The following is a 19,187-nucleotide window of genomic DNA, read 5'->3' as shown; positions in this document are numbered from 1 at the left end:
ACACCTCGGCGTAATTGCGTCGGGATTTTGAATTTCAAAATCCCTGACATCCGCCGGAGGCTTTATTTAGAGACAGATAAAACGACCATGCGCACGTCTCGTTTTTCTATTTCATTCAGTATAACGAGACGAAGTCAGAAAACATCTCACTTCTACGAAAATATATTTTAGAAACGTAACGGAAAGTTCAGTAAACTGCTACACTATAAAAATATAACTAAAATAAGGAGGTTACTAGACGATGAAAAAATGGGTAGGTTTGATGTGCCTTAGTTGCCTACTAGTTCTTGGTGCTTGTGCAAACACTGATACGAATCAACTGACAATCCCTGAATTAACAGACCGTGAAAAGCAAATACTCGGGACCACATCTAACCAAGCATTCGTATTTGATTATACCGCTGACCAAAAGTACAAAGACGTCTCTATCTGGTTGGAGAAATATGAAAAAGGGAAGAAAACAGCCGAACCGGTTAGCCAATTTTCTACCTCCCTGCCAGGTAAATTAACAAGCGGCGGCATTGTGTTCACTGTAGTACATACAGCGGACCAGCAAGTACTTTTTTTCACAAACGTTGGTGATACAGATGGATTTAGTGGAATACAAACTCAAGATACGATGCCAAATGGAGAAAACCTGGCAATGCTTTGGGGTACCAATCCACAAGAAAGCTTGCCGTTGTCAGAAGAAATGCTTCTAGCCAGCATCATCCACACGAGTACAACTGAGGGCGTTGGAACCAGCTCTTTATCTGTAGATTTCTATGAACAAAAGGAAGGGTATTTGGAGGAATTGAAGGCAAAAGAATATGACGTAGTGTATTTATTGAAGGCTTCATTTAAGAAATAAAAAAATACCTAGACGACAAGTCAACTCATCGTCTAGGTAGTCTCGTATAAAGAGGTTCCTTAGTTCTGCAAGTATTCTTTTACAGCCTGGGAAACTGTCTTACCTTCCGCACGTCCGGCAACTTCTTTCATCACTGTCCCGATCGCTTGCCCCATCGGCGTGTCTTTCGCAATACCGAGTGTGCCGATCAGTTCCTTCACTTCATCCACATTCATCTGCTTCGGTAAATAGGATTCGACGATTACTACTTTTGCTTTTTCTGCTTCCACAATATCTTCACGATTGGCTTTTTGTGCTTCTTCAAGGGATTGTTTCGTTTGCTTGAGTTCACGCTGGACGATCTTGATTTCCTCTTCTTCCGTCAATTCACGCTTTAATTCCAGCTCCTCATTTTGCAGACCCGCACGCAATAAATTGATCACACCTTTTTTCATCTGATCCTTTTCCTTCATTGCCGTTTTTATATCTGCCATCAAACGATCTTTTAACTGCGACATCCTAATCCCTCATTTCTAAAGTATTACTACTAGTATACAAAATAATCATGCTCTCAGTCGTCTTTTTTATCTCATATAAGATTTCTCCTTCATCTGCTCATCTCACCTTTGAACAAGGCTCCGAAGAATTGACGAAACCTCTATACTAGTTTACACTTTTTACTAAGCAACTCCTTTTGATAGCATAAGGCCTTTGTAACCTTATCTACCGTGGGAGTTTTTTGACATGTACGTATACAAAGGAGTTCAATTATATGAAAAAAAGTGTAGTATTGGCGGAAAAGCCTTCCGTTGCACGCGATATTGCCCGCGTGCTCAACTGCAATAAAAAAGGGAACGGCTATTTAGAGGGCGATAAATATATCGTCACATGGGCACTCGGCCATTTAGTGACACTCGCAGACCCTGAGAATTATGATACGAAGTATAAGACATGGAAACTGGAAGACTTGCCGATGATGCCCGATCACTTGAAATTGACGGTCATTAAGCAAACAGGCAAGCAATATAACGCCGTAAAGTCCCAGTTGCTTCGCTCTGACGTATCCGATATCATCATCGGGACAGATGCCGGACGTGAAGGAGAGCTGGTCGCTCGCTGGATTATCGAGAAAGCGAAAGTCAATAAACCGATCAAACGACTTTGGATTTCATCCGTTACCGATAAAGCAATCAAGGATGGGTTTGCTCAGCTGAAACCCGGTAAAGCGTATGAAAACCTTTACGAAGCGGCAGTCGCTCGTTCTGAGGCGGACTGGTATATCGGCTTGAACGCGACTCGCGCACTGACGACAAAGTTCAATGCCCAATTAAACTGCGGTCGCGTTCAAACTCCTGTCGTTGCAATCATTGCACAGCGCGAAGAAGAGATTAACACATTTCGCCCAAAAACTTACTACGGCATCGAAGCACAGACCGACTCTAAATTAAAATTGACATGGCAAGACGCGAAAACTAATGATACACGTTCATTCGACCGCGAAAAACTGTCCACTATCGTCAAAAAAGTAGATGGCAAACAAGCGATTATCGAAAATGTTGATAAAAAAGCAAAAAAGTCGTTTTCTCCAGGTCTCTACGATCTGACAGAACTGCAGCGCGATGCCAATAAACTATTCGGTTACTCTGCCAAAGAAACGTTGAACATCATGCAAAAGCTCTACGAACAACATAAACTGCTGACGTATCCGCGGACCGATTCACGATTCCTATCGAGCGATATCGTCGCGACTCTGCCGGAGCGTTTGAAATCCTGCGGTATCGGTGAATATCGTTCACTTGCAAATAAAATCTTGAAGAAACCGATCAAAGCGAATAAATCTTTTGTCGACGACAGCAAAGTGTCCGATCACCACGCGATCATTCCAACTGAAGAAATCGTCCTGCGTGATAAGTTGTCCGACAAAGAGCGGAAAATCTATGACTTAGTCGTGAAACGGTTCATGGCCGTTCTGTTCCCTGCACATGAATATGAACAACTGACCATCCACGCAAAAATTGCAGATGAACGCTTCACCGCACGAGGAAAAACGATTTTAGTACCCGGCTGGAAAGAAGTCTATAACAATCAATTTGATGAGGAAGAAGCAGAGCAAGACACGAAAGAACAGCTCTTACCAAAGCTCTCAAAAGGAGATTCGCTGAGCATCCAATTCGTCAAAGAGACATCCGGTCAGACGAAGCCCCCTGCCCGTTTCAATGAAGCAACACTTTTATCTGCGATGGAAAACCCTGCGAAATATATCGCGGGAGCTCAAGATAAAAAGCTTGCAGAAACATTGAAATCCACAGGCGGACTCGGGACAGTGGCAACACGTGCGGATATCATCGATAAATTATTCAATTCCTTCCTGATTGAAAAGCGCGGCAAAGACATCCACGTGACCAATAAAGGAAAACAATTGCTCGAGTTAGTGCCAGACGAGTTGAAATCCCCTGCCTTGACTGCAGAATGGGAGTTAAAGTTAGAAAAAATTGCAAAAGGACAATTGAAAAAAGAATTGTTCATTAATGAAATGAAAGGTTATACGAAAGAAATTGTCTCAGAGATCAAAGCGAGCGATGCGAAATTCAAGCATGATAATATTTCTACTAAATCGTGCCCGGACTGCGGCAAGCCGATGCTCGAAGTGAACGGCAAACATGGAAAAATGCTTGTTTGTCAGGATCGTGAATGCGGTCACCGCAAAAACGTTTCCCGCGTCACCAATGCGCGATGTCCGCAATGTAAGAAAAAGATGGAGCTGCGCGGAGAAGGAGAAGGCCAAATCTTCACGTGCAAATGTGGCTATCGCGAAAAACTATCTTCCTTCAAAGCTCGCCGCGAAAAGGAATCCAAAGGCAAAGTGAATAAACGCGATGTCCAGAAATATTTAAAGAAGAACAACGATGACGAACCAGTCAATAATCCGTTCGCAGATGCGTTGAAAGGATTGAAATTGGACGACTGATGGACATTGACGGAATGCCTTTGGTGCGGTCTGCCGGCAGTTTGGTGTGGGTCTTAGTCGATTTGGCTCGGTCAACAGCTATTTTGGTGCGGTATTCGTATTGATTGGCGCGGTTGTGCTAACTTTTGGTTCGTTCCGCCATGTTTTTGGCGCTTTCCCCCCATAGCCTCATCCGAAGGTATCAGCTGTCTGGCTTAACGAAACTCAAAAAGGTGCCAACACGTTACAATGCGTGTTGGCACCTATTTTAATTAGTAAGCTCTTGCAAACCAAACAGTATGTTTCGCTTCTTTACCGCAATTAATGCAAGTGGACTTCTCCGCAGGCGGATTGAACGGAATATTACGCGTCGTAAATTTCGTTTCGTCTTTCACATGTTCTTCGCATGCATCGTCTCCACACCAACCGGCAAGAATCCATCCTGGAATCTCTTCCTTCGCAGCACTTTCTTCAATATGCTTCTTCAATTCATCCAGTTTGTCTATATGCGTGTGAGAATGTTCTTCGCGGAATGCACGTGCTTTTTCGAGCAAGCGAGTTTGCATCGTTTCCAGTTCTTTCTCAATGCTCGCCACTGCTTGCGCCAAGTCCACCGCCACTTTTTCTTCTCCGTCACGCGCTTTCATCAAGGCTTGATTGTTCTCTAGGTCACGCGGTCCAAGCTCCAGTCGAACTGGAACACCTTTTAATTCCCATTCATTGAACTTAAAGCCCGGAGACTGATCGGAATCATCCAAACGTACACGGATACCTTTTGCCTTCAGCTCGGCAAAAATTTCATCCAGTTTTTCCATGATTGCCGGGTTCTTCTTCCACGGTCCGACCGGAATGAGCACCACTTGAGTCGGCGCAATACGTGGAGGCAATACCAAACCTTGCTCATCACCGTGCACCATGATAACCGATCCAATCAAGCGAGTGGAAGTTCCCCAAGATGTCGTATGGACAAACTCATGCTTATTCTCTTTTGTTAAATATTTGATATCGAATGCTTCCGCAAATTTTGTTCCTAAGTAATGTGAAGTTCCGGCTTGAACTGCTTTGCCATCCTTCATCATCGCTTCGATGGAGAACGTATCCACAGCACCGGCAAATCGTTCAGAAGGCGTCTTTTGGCCATCATATACAGGAATCGCTAGCAAGCCTTCCACGACTTCCTTATAGATCTCAAGCATTTGCATCGTTTCGGTACGCGCTTCCTCTTCATCGACGTGAGCTGTATGTCCTTCTTGCCATAAAAATTCTGACGTCCGAATGAACGGCAATGTCTTTTTCTCCCAACGGAATACGTTCGCCCATTGGTTGATCAATAACGGCAAATCACGATAACTCTTTACCCAGTCTGAATACAAATGACCGATCATCGTCTCAGAGGTCGGGCGCAACGCTAAACGTTCTTCCAACTGTTCTCCTGCTGCTTCCGTCACCCATGGCAGTTCTGGAGAAAATCCTTCGATATGATCCTTTTCTTTCTGGAAAAAGGATTCTGGGATCAGCATTGGGAAATACGCATTACGGTGTCCCGTCTCTTTGAAACGGCGATCCATTTCATCTTTAATATGCTCCCATATTTCAAAACCGTCTGGTTTAAATGCGATACAGCCACGCACCGGCGTATAATCCATCAAATCCGCTTTCTGGATTGTGTCAATATACCATTTCGTAAAATCATTTTGCTGATTGCTCATTACCTAATTTCCTCCTTAATGAAAAAAAGCGCTCTTGTTCAGCTTCCATATTGCTAATCATATAACAAATCCATCATTCCTACAATTGAATCCCCACAACAAGTAATAAGCAGTGTGTAGGAAATCAATCCTATTTCTTACAGGCACTCATAAACCTTCGCAGATGATCATAGAAACCCTACAACTGCTCATACACCTCCGCCAAGCGATCATATCCTCTCTGTCCACGATCATAAACACCCTACACTCGCTCATAGAGCCCTGCAGCCCGAGCATAAACACAAAAAAACTGTCCCCCATCAAGAGGACAGCTTCAAATTCATCAAATCATCTTTCTTCCGCTAACACCATTTGTGGTTCTTGCTCTTCCTTTACACTTTCCGTACCAAAACGGCCTTCCCACTTCGACATAACAACTGTCGCAAGTGCGTTTCCAACAACGTTGACCACCGTACGTGCCATATCCAACAAACGGTCGATCCCCGCGATGAACGCTAGACCTTCAAGTGGAATACCTACCGTTCCAAGTGTCGCCAAAAGTACGACGAATGAAACACCTGGTACGCCCGCAATCCCTTTAGACGTAATCATCAACACTAATACCAAGGTGATCTGTTCCGTAATACTCAACTGAATACCATACATTTGCGCAATAAACATCGCAGCCAAAGCCTGATACAGTGTGGAACCGTCCAAGTTGAACGAATAGCCTGTCGGCACTACGAAAGAAACAATATCTTTCGGACAACCGAACTTCTGCATCTTCTCCATCACTTTTGGCAGTACTGTTTCAGAACTAGAAGTAGAATAAGCTAAAATCAATTCGTCTTTCAATACTTTCATCAGATGGAAAATATTGATTCCGACCAACTTCGCAATTCCGCCAAGTACGACAATAATGAAGAATACCATCGTTGCATATACCAAGATCATCAGCTTGCCCATTGGGATGAGCGATTCCAAACCGAATTTGGAAACGGTTACGCCAATTAGCGCAAATACCCCGAATGGTGCAAACTTCATGATCATATTTGTTACCCAGAACATCGCATCCGCGACTCCTTGGAACACCTCAAGCACCGGCTTTCCGCGTTCACCGATCGCTGCAACGCCTAGCCCAAATAAAACAGAGAAGAAAATAATTGGAAGCATATCAGCGTTTGCCATGGATTCCACGATATTACTCGGTACGATACCAACCAAGACATCCATGAAACCGCCATTCTGCACTTCTTCCGTCGTTTCAACATATTGCGAGATATCTCCTTTTTCAAGAGAAGACATATCGATTCCTTCGCCTGGTTTGAAAATATTAGCAGACATTAAACCGACTATGATCGCAATCGTTGTGACAATTTCAAAATATAGAAGCGTCTTACCGCCTAATTTCCCTAGTTTCTTAATATCTCCTGTGCCTGCCACTCCTATAACCAATGTAGAAATAATAATTGGAACTACAATCATTTTGATCATATTAATAAACATCGTGCCTATCGGCTGCAAATACGTTTCCACTTTAGGATTACCATAAAAAATGGCACCGACTGCAATACCGAGAACAAGCCCGATTAATATTTGATAGGCTAAAGATAATTTAAATTTCTTTTTCATAGATAATCCTCCTTTAGCTTACTCCTGAAAACGCTTTCTCGAAGTAACTTAGGATTATCATAAAAGAATCCTACAAAATTCTACACCATCCTACAAATTCTTTTTTTGTTCTTCCATCGTCTCGATATATAAAACTTGAAGAAACTTCTTACTATTGACCTTGACTGCCTTCATCCCAAAGCTTTCCTCTTGAATTTGTTTCATCCGTTGAGTAATTTCCTGAAAATCAAAGAATCGTGGCGCGTAATACTCAAACTCCGAAATCGTATAATCTACTGCTCCGAGCGAAGCTAAATGATCTATCGCAGTCAAGATGGATCGGCGAATCCTCTGCTCCATCGCTTTGCTTTCCTTTGGTATTTCCTTCGCTTGGACACCCATCTTATGTAATGCCGCCTCGTAAAGCTCTTTCAATGGCGGCAATTGAGCGGCATTTTGTTCTGCGAGCACTTCTACAATTGTCACAATGTCCCGGCTGCCGCTTTCCCCGATTATCCCCATGTCATGAAGTTTAGCTAGCACAATTTCCTTTATTGTACGTTTCACTTTTGGCTGATCCAACGTTCCAATCAGAGCGAGCGATTCACGAATTGTGGTTAGGGAATTTTTCAAACGCAGTTGTTCCGCCGTTCGTCGCAATACGCTTTGTACTTCTATTTGGTTGATCGGCTTATGAATGAAAAACTCCACCCCGACTTGATAGGCTTCTCCCACCATCTCTTTACTGACTACTTGACTCAACATAATGAATTGTCCATTAAATCCTTGCGATTTCAGCTGTTGGATCGTCTCAATACCATCCAAATCCGGCATCAACAAATCAATCAGCACCAAATCCGGCGTCAGCGACAAAATTTGAGGGATGGCTTTCACACCGCTATCCGCCTCACCAATGACCATACCGAGTTCCTGCCCTTCCAGGATATTCTTCAGCATCAAGCGGCTCGCTTTGTCATCATCTACGATAAAATATCTCATACCTTTATCTCCTTCTTAATGGATTGCATGGGAATTTTCACTTCAAATAATGTGCCGACATCCAGACGCTGCATTTGAATTTCGCCTTGCATCGCATCGACGATTGCCGTCACATGCGACAATCCGATACCCGTTGCCGCCACTCCCTGTTCATTGAATTTCGTCGTGTATCCCGGCTCAAAAATCACTTCTTCATGCTCTGCTGGAACCCCTCTGCCTGTATCTTGCACATAAAAAAAGACCCATTCTGCGTCACTGTCGACACTAATTTTCACAATACCCTTCCGCTCCGTCGCCTCTACAGCATTGGAAGTCAAATTATTAAGGACCGCCAGAAGTGGTACATGCTGGTCCGTCTGAAAGTCAGTGGCGATTGATTTTTCAATGACACAGTCTTTGCCTATCAATTCACTATACTTTTCATTTGCCGATACGACCAATTCAAGTAGATCTGATAGATAAAAGGCCGCCACTTCTTGTCGGCTTGCCCATTTCGAAAGCCCCGCCAAAATCCGTTGTGAATCCTTTTTCACCTCATGGATCTCTTGGGCAATCTGAAGCGCCTGTGTGCTGAGCTCTCGTTTATCCTCTTTCTTCAACTTGCGATACAAATCGTGGCTGGAAGCTGTAATTTGCTCAATATGATTCATCGACTTCTGTAAATAGAGCGCTTCTGCATATAACTCCGCCCCTACGCCGAGCATTTCCTCCATACGTTGTTTTTCTTTCGATAAAGCTACTGAACTATACAGTCCGACCGTAAAGAAACTACGCAGCAACGCTACTCCCACAAGGATACCCCACTCTTTCATATTTAACAGTGAATCATCCATCCACCAATTCCGAAGTGCATGCTCCGACGTATTGCCGATCACTTCGAATAATAAAGCCAATGCCCCTAGCTGCAATGGCAAAGACTTGTACTTCTCCAAATCGGCAAAATGCCAGCCAACCGCTACTATAAAGTAAAACAGAAAAACCGGAACATGCATCAGCAAACTATCAATTAGCGCAACGCCAAGCCACGTCTCTTCAGCTACCCGAAAAAGCACAACCGTAACCGCTGTAATAAACCCAGTCCGCAGCATGGAAGCTGGCGGATAAATAAGAATCAGCAAAAAGAACACAATCCCGCCCAGCGCAAAACGGAACGTCTCATCCGCGAACGGCAGCACTTTCAATTCACCAGTAAGCGCCGTAATGATCGCAATGACGGCAATGCGTGCAGCTTCAGAATGTAATATTTGGCGCCACGTCGATTTTGAGTTCATCCCCATACTCCTAATTAAAAAATTCTGATGTATGTAGTATAACAATTCAAAAACATTTGTGCAGTTAGAGCAGAAACTATCATGGTTATTACAGTAAACTGTTTTCTTTTCCTTTCAATTTACTTATGATTACATAAGGAGGCGATTTAGATTGAAAAAGCTAATCATTTTCATGATGACTGCAGTGCTGTTAGCAGCCTGTAGCAATGAAGAAACACCTGATACTCCAGAGACACAAGAAACTCCTGCTGCCGATAAACAAACCAATATGGGTATGGAAAAAGGGCTTAAGGCGGGAACCACTGAACAAGATTATCTTTCCCTTTCTCAAGACAAAGTTCCTATTAATTCAAAAGTGAAATTTACTGGAATCGTTTTGAGATTCGAACAAGGAACATTTGAATTAAAAAGCAAAACCGATGATTCTTCCAATGAAGTAGTATGGGTTGACGACAATCGGTTGAGCGATCGTACAGAAATTCCAGAAGGCACGACGGTCACTGTCTACGGAACTTATGATGGCAAAAATGACGATGGAGACCCTCGCCTTAAAGGAATTTTTATTGACGCAGAATAGATGACAAACAACCCACCTCCGTCAAGTAGAAGGTGGGCATTTTAATATCTATATACATAAAAAGGCCATTTTCTAAAAATCTATTTTAACTATTCCCCCTCGTCATAACAGTCGAAAGCTTTTTCCAATTTAATTATTTCACTAAAGTATTTATTTGGGGAGCTATCTTATATATACTGTACTAAGTTTAAAAAATTATTTATTTTTTTAAATAATGAATAGTAATTTATAGACGGAAGGAGATCTTCATGAATACGGAAAAAAGAGGCTTTTTCCAAAAGTTTTTAGATATGATCGAGAAAACTGGTAACCGATTGCCCCATCCGGTAACGTTGTTTGCGTTGCTCGCTCTTTTAGTTATCGTCTTGTCTGCAGTTGTTTCTTCTTTCGGCATCAGTGCCGCCCATCCAGGAAAAGAAGGGGAAATGATCGAAGTCCATAACCTGCTTAGCGGGGAAGGAATTCATTACATCATTACGAATATGACGGACAATTTCATTGGTTTTGCTCCGCTCGGCGTCGTGCTAATTACGATGCTAGGGATTGGAGTTGCAGAAGGTTCTGGGTTGATCAGTGCATTGCTGCGTGGATTTGTGATGTCTGTTCCGAAACGATTGATCACACTCGGATTGGTTTTTGCTGGCGTTATGTCTAGCGTAGCTTCCGATGCAGGTTATGTTGTATTGCCGCCACTTGGAGCTGTTTTATTTGCGGCACTTGGCAGACACCCATTAGCGGGTCTGGCCGCTGCCTTCGCTGGAGTTTCGGGCGGGTTCAGTGCGAACTTACTACTGTCTGGTACGGACGCGCTTCTTGGTGAATTGACGATTATGTCTGCAGCAATCATTAACCCCGAGTATGCGGACGGTATGAACATTGCCATGAATTATTATTTCATTGCCTTTTCGGTATTAGTGCTGACAGTTGTTGGTGCTTGGGTGACAGAGAAAATTGTCGAACCACGACTTGGCGAATATAATGGTGAATATCGTGAGAAAGTAGAGAAGCTAACTGCTATTGAGAAGAAGGGTTTAGTATGGGCTGGTATTTCTGTAATTGTTGCTGGAATTCTAGTTGCATTACTCGTTCTATTCCCAGGTGCTCCATTACGTGGCGATGAAGGCGATATGCCGATTATTAAATCGCCATTCATGAAGTCACTCGTTCCAATTATCGCATTCCTATTCTTCGTGCCAGGTTTGGTCTATGGAAAAGTAACAAAATTAATTCGCGATGATAAAGACGTAGCTGCGATGATGTCAACGACGATGTCTGCAATGGGTATGTTCATCGTATTGTCTTTCACTGCGAGTCAATTTGTCGCATTTTTCTCTGAATCGAATATGGGATTGGTTTTAGGCGTGTATGGAGCTAATTTCCTTGATAGCATCAACTTAAAAGGTATTCCATTGCTGCTGTTATTCATTCTCATTGCTGCTTTCATCAACTTGTTTATCGGCAGTGCATCTGCAAAATGGGCTATGATGGCACCGGTATTTGTGCCGATTATGATGCAGCTCGGTTATTCACCCGAATTAACACAGATGGCGTATCGGGTGGCAGATTCATCAACCAATATTATTTCTCCTTTGATGACATACTTTGCGATTATTATCGCATTTGCACAGAAGTATGATAAGAAAATGGGGATCGGAACACTAGTCTCTGTTATGTTCCCTTATTCTATGTTTTTCTTGGCTTTCTGGAGTTTAACTCTCATCGTTTGGATGCTTCTCGGAATCGACTTAGGGCCTGGCTCTCCGATTTATTATGGGAATTAATATGACTCACCACTGAACATTACGTTCAGTGGTTTTTTCTATACCCATCAACCGTAAGCGTTTTGTGTTTATCACTCTCCTTACACATGGTATGATAATAGTTGATAATGATTTTCATTTGCATGTATTAGTATTATAGGAGAGGAGTTTTCTATCATGAGTTACGCAGCAAAAAACGAAGTAGAAAAGTCCATAATTGGCAGAAGGTCTATTAAGGCGTTTAAAACCGATCCAGTGGATGTGGAGGAACTCATTGAATTACTTAATGTCGCCAAATGGGCACCGAATCATAAGCTGACGGAACCTTGGCGATTTCAATTATATACAAGTAACGGAAAAGAGCAGTTTGTACAAGCCTATATAGATTCCCAGCCAAAAACAGGCGGCGAAGTACCCGAAAGAGTATATCGGAAAGCTGATTATTTCCGAAATATTCCCCTTCATCTCGTTGTGATCATGCCGGAAGATCCGCGACAAAGAAGATGGGATGAGGATTATGGAGCAGTCTCCACAATGATTCAAAATTTTCAACTTGCAGCTTGGGAACGGGGCATTGGGATGATTTGGCGATCAAATGATTGGATATACGATCCAGTATTCAGGGAAGGCATCGGCGTAAAACCTGGCGAGAAAGTCGTCGCTACACTGATGATTGGCTATCCAAAACATATACCGGAACCACAAGATCGTACAGATATTCGAGAACTATTAACGATTATAGATAATTAAACATAGCGATTACCGCTCCCTAATTGACAGGAGTGGTAATCGCTTTGATTTATTGCTATGCCGGACCACAGTACAAATAACTTTTTTAGGCAGACACTTTAATGAATGTCACTCTTGGTAAAACTGCCGCCCTTAACTTCCGCAACGTCATATACGGTAACAAAAGCATTCTTGTCAATTTCCCGAATGATCTCTTTCATTTTACTATCTTCCAAACGATTGATGACGCAAGTGATTTCCTTGTATTCTTTATTGCTATAACTGCCTTGAATAAGCTGGTATGTTGCACTGCGTCCCAAACGTTCACGAATTGTCTCTACCATTAATTCAGGCTGGTCTGTAATAATATTGAAGGTTTTTGATCCACTTAAGCCTTCTTCAATAATATGGATTACTTTGGAAGCAATGAAATAAGCAAGCGCAGATAAAATAGCTCCTGTAAGCCCAAATACCGTCGAAACCACGATAAAAACAAAAACATTCAAAAACAGGATCAGATCGCTTGTCCCGAACGGTAACTTTCGGGAAAGAAGTACGGCTAACATATCAATCCCATCTAATGCGCCGCCATTACGCAAGGCAAGTCCCATCCCTACACCTATGATCACACCACCTACCACGGTCACTAACAGAGTGTCCCCTTGAACAATCGTTGGTATATGGTGCATCAGACTAGTGCTGATCGCCAATGAACCAATGCCGATCACCGAATATATAGCAAAACTTTTACCGATCTGTTTGTACCCTAAATATACGAATGGGATATTCAGTAAGGCAATCAAAAGGCCTAGAGGAAACCCAAACAGCTGCGAACCAACAATACTCAAGCCCGTTATCCCACCATCCGATACATTGTTTGGGATTAACACCGATTCAAGTCCATACGCTGTTATTAAGGACCCGATAATAACTAGTACTCCTTGGAAAACCATCCTAAGTTTATTGTTCTTTTGTTTTGTGACTGAATTCATGTGATCACTTCTTTCAATAATAGCGTTCATAACCATATTTCTTAATATTATACCCTTTTTCGTTACAGTCATTCGTTTTCAGATGAACCATTTCCTGATCAATTATGTTGAGGCATAATTGCTTCCAGGTTTTGAACGGCTAGATTAACTGAGTATGAGGAAACAGACGTTTAATTTACCACATTTTATCTTGGAATACACACATTATTTTATCCTGTTACCTAATCCTGTACTCCGCTCCCCTGCGAATCAAAGTAAATAGGAAAAAGCACAAGTTCATGAGTTCGAACTTGTGCTTTTTCCTATTATTTAATTATTGAGCTGGATTCACTTGTAATTCGAGATCAATTTTAATGTCTTTACCTACAAGGACACCACCGGTTTCAAGCGCAGCATTCCATGTTAAACCAAATTCTTCACGGTTCAATTTCATTTCGCCTTCGAACCCATAGACGTCTACGCCCCAAGGATTTTTTCCTTTTCCGTTAAATGAAACATCAAATGTTACATGTTTTGTTACATCCTTAATGGTTAGGTCACCCGTTATTTTATAATCATCGCCATCTTTTTCAATGTTTTTTGATTGGAATGTAATCGTCGGATATTGCTCTGCGTCAAAAAAGTCTTCTCCACGTAAGTGATTGTCTCGGTCCTCTGATTTTGTATTGATAGATGCAGTTTGAATTACAAACGATATATTTGCTGTTGACAAATCCGTCATGTCTTCCGCTTCTACAGTTGCAGTGTAGTCTTCAAATGTGCCTTTTACTTTTGAAACCATCATGTGCTTTACTGAAAAACCAATGTGTGAATGTGAATTGTCTACTATCCAATTTGTCATTATCATTGTCCCCTATCTTGAATTTGTTTATCTCGCATTTGAGATATATTAATTACAAGTATAGATGAGCAATGCTTTCTCGTCAAGCGATTACGTTTCAGTGTAATTGCGATGCTTTATGCATTGCGCCGGGTAGACCTATAGTATTGACAAAGAACATGAATCAATACTATAATTGTCTCGAATTCAAGATATTGAAAAGGTGTGAGCTACATGAGTGAGATTCAGAATGAAGAAGAATTATCCCTTAAACTATTTGTCGTATTAACTCGTGCTTTGAATTCCATAAAAAAGCGTGCGGAAGAAGATATTAAAAATTTAGGTTTAAACCCAACTGAATTTGCGGTTCTTGAGTTGATCTATAACAAAGGCGAGCAACCAATACAAAAAATAGGTGAAAAAGTATTGATAGCGAGCAGCAGTATTACGTACGTAGTAGATAAGCTCGAAAAGAAAAAATATCTCGAAAGAAAACCATGCCCTAAAGATCGGCGTGTCACCTATGCAGCGATCACAGAAGCCGGTAATGAGTTAATGAATGAGGTATTCCCTAAACATAAACAAGATATTAAAGAAATTTTTGCAGGTTTAAATACAAGTGAAAAAGAAATGATGATTCAACAGCTCAAAAAACTAGGGTATTACGCAGAGAAACTATAAATTCTACCTAATTAACTTGAATTAACCTCAATCAATTCAACTGATACTATAGGAGTAAATTTCAATGAAACTAGAAACAAGTGGAATTCATCATATTACGGCAATTGTTGGTCATCCGCAAGAAAACATAGACTTTTATGCTGGCGTTCTAGGTTTGCGTTTAGTGAAGCAAACGGTGAATTTTGATGACCCGGGCACCTACCACCTCTATTTTGGAGATGAGGGCGGGAGCCCAGGAACTATCATTACATTCTTCCCATGGATAGGAGCTCGTCAAGGAATTGTTGGAGACGGTCAAGTGGGTGTCACTTCTTATGCTGTTCCCAAAGGAGCACTTGCTTTTTGGAAGAAACGATTAGAGGATTTTCAAATACCTTTTCATCCTGTTGAGCGCTTCGGTGAACAGTGTTTGAAATTTGATGATCCGCATGGTTTACACTTGGAAATCGTTGAACGAGAAGAAGGTAAAGTTAATACTTGGGTGTTTGGTGGTATCAGTCCGGATGTATCAATCAAAGGATTTGGTGGAGCTACGCTATTTTCTTCTCACCCCAACCAAACAGCTGAACTATTAGAAAATGTAATGGGACTAGAACTTCTCGGAGAAGAAGGAGACTTAATCCGATTCCGTTCTTCTGCTGATATCGGCAATATTATCGACTTAAAATCCATACCGACAGAAAAAGGCCAAACGGGTGTCGGGACCGTTCACCATATCGCCTGGAGGGCCCAAGATGATGCTGAGCAAATAGAATGGCAAAAATATGTCGCAGCCAAAGGCTATGGTGTCACTGCTGTGCAGGACCGAAATTACTTTAATGCCATTTACTTTAGAGAACATGGAGAAATTTTATTTGAAATTGCTACAGATCCTCCTGGATTTGCTCTTGATGAATCAAGAGGGACAATGGGCGAAAAGTTAATGCTACCTATGCAGTATGAAAAGTTTAGAGAACAGCTGGAGCAACGTTTGATTCCTATTCAGGTAAGAGAGCTATCATAATAATCTTGGAAACAACAAAGTTTTAAATGAATCCAATCCTAATTGGAAATTCGGTTTTGGAAGGAGACTTACTATGAAACATCTATTTACCCAAGGGAAAAACCCGGATAAACCAGTACTTCTATTACTACATGGAACAGGAGGAAACGAATTAGATCTATTGCCGATTGCCGCACGAATTGATGACGAAGCCTCTATTTTAAGTGTCCGGGGAAATGTATTAGAAAACGGGATGCCCCGCTTCTTCAGAAGACTGGCCGAAGGAGTATTTGATGAAGAAGATTTGATATTCCGCACGAAAGAATTGAATCAATTTCTAGATGAGGCTGCCGAGAAATACGGATTTGACAGAAATAATATTATGGCGATTGGTTATTCTAATGGAGCAAATATCGCAGCAAGCTTATTGTTCCACTACTCAGACGCATTAAAAGGTGCAATCCTTCATCATCCGATGGTGCCTAGAAGAGGTATTGCTTCGCCCAATTTGGCCGGTACATCTGTATTTCTTGCAGCTGGAACAAATGACCCCATCTGTCCTCCATCTGAGTCAGAAGATTTACAATCCTTATTGCAACAGGCAAATGCCAACGTCACACTTCATTGGGAGCAAAATGGCCATCAGTTGACCGCTGAAGAAGTAGAAGCAGCTCGAAGATGGTATGTAGAATTGTAATCACCCATAACGCGTTAAGGTACCTATGTAAGAAACAAATATAATAGGTACCTTACGTTAATTTTAAGGTAAAGATTGCTTTTTATTTAATGGTTTTCGATAATTCACAAAGTAAATGCTGATTACGACTAATACTAACCCCGCAACGAGCTTGTAAGTAAGTGGCTCTCCTAAAAAAAACGTACTAATGAATACCGATATAACCGGGACAAGAAAAGTGAAAACACCAACTTTACTCGCTTCTCCTGCATTAATTAGACTATAATAAACTACGTAGGCCACGGGAATTCCCACTGTTCCTCCGAATATAAGGCCGAATAAATACATACCATTCCACTCAATTGCAGACCAACTTTCTGTAAAGGAGCCCGCAATAAGAAGAACCATACCGCCTATTGCAAACTGCATAGCTACCATCCAATAAGCATCAACTTCATGACTAACTTTCTTGACATAAATCACCCCAAGTGCCCAGAAAAGAGCAGTCAGTAAGCCGAGTACCACTCCAACAACCGATATGTGGGTAGTTAAACCATCCAAACTTACGACAATGATTCCAATGAATCCAGTTACGAGACCCATCACTTTAATAAAACTCATATTTTCTCCTAACCATATCCAAGCAAATATCCCTAAGAGTACCGGCTGGAAATAGACCAACACCGAAAAAAGTCCACCAGGTAAATGGTTGAGACCCATTGTATGCAAACCAAAAAAGAGAATCGTATTGAAAAATGCAGAAATACAATATTTAGGCCAATTTTTCCGCCACTTTAATTTTTTCCGCATTCTAAAAATAAAAAGTGCAACCAAGCATCCCCCCAGCAGAGCACGCATACCCGAAAATAATAGAGGCGGTGCGTAGGCTACGGACGATTTATAGATCGGCCAGCTAACACCCCAAATGAGCACTAAGAACAATAAAGCCGCAGTTGACTTCGTAAACAGCCTACTCACTGTTCCATCCTCTCCACATGCAATATTCAGTCTACTTCCTAACAGTTTATTCATCCAACTAACGTAATGATCCAGATAAGAGACGTGATGTACTGTGGGTTCCGTTCCCTCTACTAATTGAAAATCATCAAAACTTTTTTAGAACATCGTCCGTCAAATGATTATGACGTGTTCGCGACGTGTTGAAAACTGAAGAAGGTGGATCTTTTGTCATGACAAAAAAAGAAAAATTCGAGCTAGTAGAAAACTTCATAGTGGAAAATCGAGAAGCGCATTATCGACTTGCTTACAGCTATGTTAGGAATAAAGAAAATGCCCTCGATATTGTACAGGAATCTATATTTAAAGCATTGAAATCAATTGATCGTCTCGAAGAAATTACTTACTTAAAAACGTGGTTTTATCGAATTCTTGTAAATACTTCAATTGATTTCATCAGAAAACATCAACGGATGACCGTAATGGATGATGATATTCTCAGTATGCATTTACCTCAAGCAGAAGATGAAATAATCGACATGGATTTGCATGATGCCATCGATCAGTTAGCTCCATATGATAAAACTCTTATTATTCTTCGCTTTTTTGAGGATTTAAAAATCGATGAAATCGCAACAGTAATGAACGATAACATCAATACGATTAAATCAAGGTTATATCGGATATTAAACAAATTACGCATTAAAGTCGGGGAGGATTTTAAAGTATGAAAGATATGAATAAGTTAAAAAAAGACTATGAGGAAATAGAGATTCCAAATGAATTGGAGAATGTTGTGAAAGAGTCAATTCGACAGGCAAAAGCACCACAAAAGAAGCGCTCTTTTCTTAAACAATGGTCGATTGGAGCGGCAGCAGCGGCAGCTTTATTTGTCGGTAGTATCAATGTAAGTTCGACTTTTGCGCAGGCAATGGTAAACGTTCCTGTTTTAGGATCGATTGTTGAAGTTTTCACCGTTCAAAACTTAACGCTAGATGAAGACACCTATCAAGCTGACCTTTCTGCACCCGCAATTAATGGTTTGGAAAACGAAGGTCTGCAAACTTCATTGAACAAAAAATATATTGAAGAAAACAAGGAACTCTACAAACAATTCGAAAAGGAAGTCGAGGAGATGAAAAAAGCAGGCAATGGTCATATGGGGATCAGCACCGGTTATGAGGTGAAAACCGATACCGACCAGCTCCTTTCGATTGCCCGCTATGTCGAAAACACAATCGGCTCTTCTTCGACAACTATGAAATATGACACAATCGATAAGCAGAAAAACATCGTCATCACGCTGCCAAGCCTTTTTAAAGATAATGCGTACATTGATGTTATTAGTTCATATATCGCAAGCGAAATGAAAAGGCAAATGGCAGAAGATGAAGAAATCACTTACTTCTTAGCCGAAGAATCAGAATCGGGCTTTGAGTCAATTCAACCAGATCAAAACTTCTATATTACTGCTGATCATAAACTTGTGATTTCATTTGACGATTACGAAGTCGCACCCGGTTTCATGGGCGTCGTGACGTTCGAAATTCCTTCATCGATCCTCGGAAACTTATTGGTCAGTGACACATATATTAACTAAGCGCTTTACACGGCAGCGTAGCGGACGGTGCATTGTCTGCTATGCCGCTGTACATAATGATTTTTTAA

At 41.5% G+C, this 19,187-nt stretch carries 18 protein-coding genes; 10 read left to right on the top strand and 8 right to left on the bottom strand.

All coding sequences use genetic code 11. The features are described 5' to 3' along the window. The first annotated feature begins 241 nt into the window (after positions 1-241). Positions 242-850, top strand: a complete 609-nt coding sequence (locus H7J92_RS14940) for a hypothetical protein (RefSeq protein WP_009766585.1) — start codon at positions 242-244, stop codon at positions 848-850. Between the two features lie 59 nt (positions 851-909). On the opposite strand, the gene H7J92_RS14935 is transcribed toward H7J92_RS14940, so the two are convergent. Next, entirely contained in the window at positions 910-1,347 is a 438-nt protein-coding gene (locus tag H7J92_RS14935) for a GatB/YqeY domain-containing protein (protein WP_009766586.1), read from the bottom strand. 254 nt (positions 1,348-1,601) lie between these two features. Here H7J92_RS14935 and H7J92_RS14930 point away from each other — a divergent pair, with 254 nt between their 5' ends. Next, on the top strand, positions 1,602-3,797 hold the full coding sequence (locus tag H7J92_RS14930; RefSeq protein WP_221837701.1) for a DNA topoisomerase III: 2,196 nt from the start codon (positions 1,602-1,604) through the stop codon (positions 3,795-3,797). Between the two features lie 251 nt (positions 3,798-4,048). On the opposite strand, the gene proS is transcribed toward H7J92_RS14930, so the two are convergent. The 4 genes from proS to H7J92_RS14910 form a co-directional block, all read right to left on the bottom strand. After that, positions 4,049-5,485, bottom strand: coding sequence for a proline--tRNA ligase (proS, locus tag H7J92_RS14925; RefSeq protein ID WP_221837698.1), 1,437 nt, complete (start codon positions 5,483-5,485; stop codon positions 4,049-4,051). A 327-nt stretch (positions 5,486-5,812) separates the two neighbouring features. Further along, positions 5,813-7,096, bottom strand: coding sequence for a cation:dicarboxylate symporter family transporter (locus H7J92_RS14920; RefSeq protein ID WP_009766589.1), 1,284 nt, complete (start codon positions 7,094-7,096; stop codon positions 5,813-5,815). A 90-nt stretch (positions 7,097-7,186) separates the two neighbouring features. Then, positions 7,187-8,074, bottom strand: a complete 888-nt coding sequence (locus H7J92_RS14915; protein ID WP_221837695.1) for a response regulator — start codon at positions 8,072-8,074, stop codon at positions 7,187-7,189. Next, on the bottom strand, positions 8,071-9,345 hold the full coding sequence (locus H7J92_RS14910; protein ID WP_246603036.1) for a sensor histidine kinase: 1,275 nt from the start codon (positions 9,343-9,345) through the stop codon (positions 8,071-8,073). Before H7J92_RS14910 ends, H7J92_RS14915 begins: the two co-directional genes overlap by 4 nt. 151 nt (positions 9,346-9,496) lie before the next feature. Between H7J92_RS14910 and H7J92_RS14905 the strand changes: the two genes are divergently transcribed. The 3 genes from H7J92_RS14905 (at position 9,497) to H7J92_RS14895 (ending at position 12,432) form a co-directional block, all read left to right on the top strand. Then, positions 9,497-9,922: a putative periplasmic lipoprotein gene (locus H7J92_RS14905; protein WP_221837691.1), complete on the top strand. Its 426-nt coding sequence runs from the start codon at positions 9,497-9,499 to the stop codon at positions 9,920-9,922. Positions 9,923-10,170: 248 nt separating this feature from the next. Continuing rightward, positions 10,171-11,703, top strand: coding sequence for an AbgT family transporter (locus tag H7J92_RS14900; protein ID WP_009766598.1), 1,533 nt, complete (start codon positions 10,171-10,173; stop codon positions 11,701-11,703). Positions 11,704-11,859: 156 nt separating this feature from the next. Further along, complete coding sequence (locus H7J92_RS14895; protein WP_221837690.1) at positions 11,860-12,432, top strand: nitroreductase family protein; 573 nt, start codon at positions 11,860-11,862, stop codon at positions 12,430-12,432. 98 nt (positions 12,433-12,530) lie between these two features. On the opposite strand, the gene H7J92_RS14890 is transcribed toward H7J92_RS14895, so the two are convergent. Next, complete coding sequence (locus H7J92_RS14890; RefSeq protein WP_171805912.1) at positions 12,531-13,403, bottom strand: YitT family protein; 873 nt, start codon at positions 13,401-13,403, stop codon at positions 12,531-12,533. 313 nt (positions 13,404-13,716) lie between these two features. Then, positions 13,717-14,244 carry a YceI family protein gene (locus tag H7J92_RS14885; protein WP_040758686.1) on the bottom strand — a complete coding sequence of 176 codons (528 nt, stop codon included), beginning with the start codon at positions 14,242-14,244 and terminating at the stop codon, positions 13,717-13,719. A 213-nt stretch (positions 14,245-14,457) separates the two neighbouring features. Here H7J92_RS14885 and H7J92_RS14880 point away from each other — a divergent pair, with 213 nt between their 5' ends. The 3 genes from H7J92_RS14880 to H7J92_RS14870 all read left to right on the top strand — a co-directional run bounded on the left by H7J92_RS14880 (position 14,458) and on the right by H7J92_RS14870 (position 16,583). Continuing rightward, positions 14,458-14,904, top strand: a complete 447-nt coding sequence (locus H7J92_RS14880) for a MarR family winged helix-turn-helix transcriptional regulator (protein WP_009766602.1) — start codon at positions 14,458-14,460, stop codon at positions 14,902-14,904. A 64-nt stretch (positions 14,905-14,968) separates the two neighbouring features. Beyond that, a complete protein-coding gene (locus H7J92_RS14875) occupies positions 14,969-15,907 on the top strand; it encodes a ring-cleaving dioxygenase (RefSeq protein WP_221837689.1) in 939 nt (312 codons plus the stop codon). 73 nt (positions 15,908-15,980) lie between these two features. Then, on the top strand, positions 15,981-16,583 hold the full coding sequence (locus H7J92_RS14870; protein ID WP_221837688.1) for an alpha/beta hydrolase: 603 nt from the start codon (positions 15,981-15,983) through the stop codon (positions 16,581-16,583). Positions 16,584-16,646: 63 nt separating this feature from the next. Here the strand turns inward: H7J92_RS14870 and H7J92_RS14865 are convergent, their stop codons facing one another. After that, the gene (locus tag H7J92_RS14865) at positions 16,647-17,540 is read right to left on the bottom strand and encodes a DMT family transporter (RefSeq protein WP_340760889.1); all 894 of its coding nucleotides are present in this window, start codon (positions 17,538-17,540) and stop codon (positions 16,647-16,649) included. A gap of 212 nt (positions 17,541-17,752) precedes the next feature. Between H7J92_RS14865 and sigV the strand changes: the two genes are divergently transcribed. Then, positions 17,753-18,250 carry an RNA polymerase sigma factor SigV gene (gene sigV, locus H7J92_RS14860; RefSeq protein ID WP_040758689.1) on the top strand — a complete coding sequence of 166 codons (498 nt, stop codon included), beginning with the start codon at positions 17,753-17,755 and terminating at the stop codon, positions 18,248-18,250. Next, the gene (rsiV, locus tag H7J92_RS14855) at positions 18,247-19,119 is read left to right on the top strand and encodes an anti-sigma-V factor RsiV (RefSeq protein WP_221837686.1); all 873 of its coding nucleotides are present in this window, start codon (positions 18,247-18,249) and stop codon (positions 19,117-19,119) included. Before sigV ends, rsiV begins: the two co-directional genes overlap by 4 nt. Positions 19,120-19,187: the final 68 nt, after the last annotated feature.

The organism is Sporosarcina aquimarina (assembly GCF_019748715.1).
Lineage (GTDB): Bacteria > Bacillota > Bacilli > Bacillales_A > Planococcaceae > Sporosarcina > Sporosarcina newyorkensis.
The sequence above is the reverse complement of the archived record's forward strand: the minus strand, read 5'-3'. Positions and strand labels throughout refer to the sequence as shown.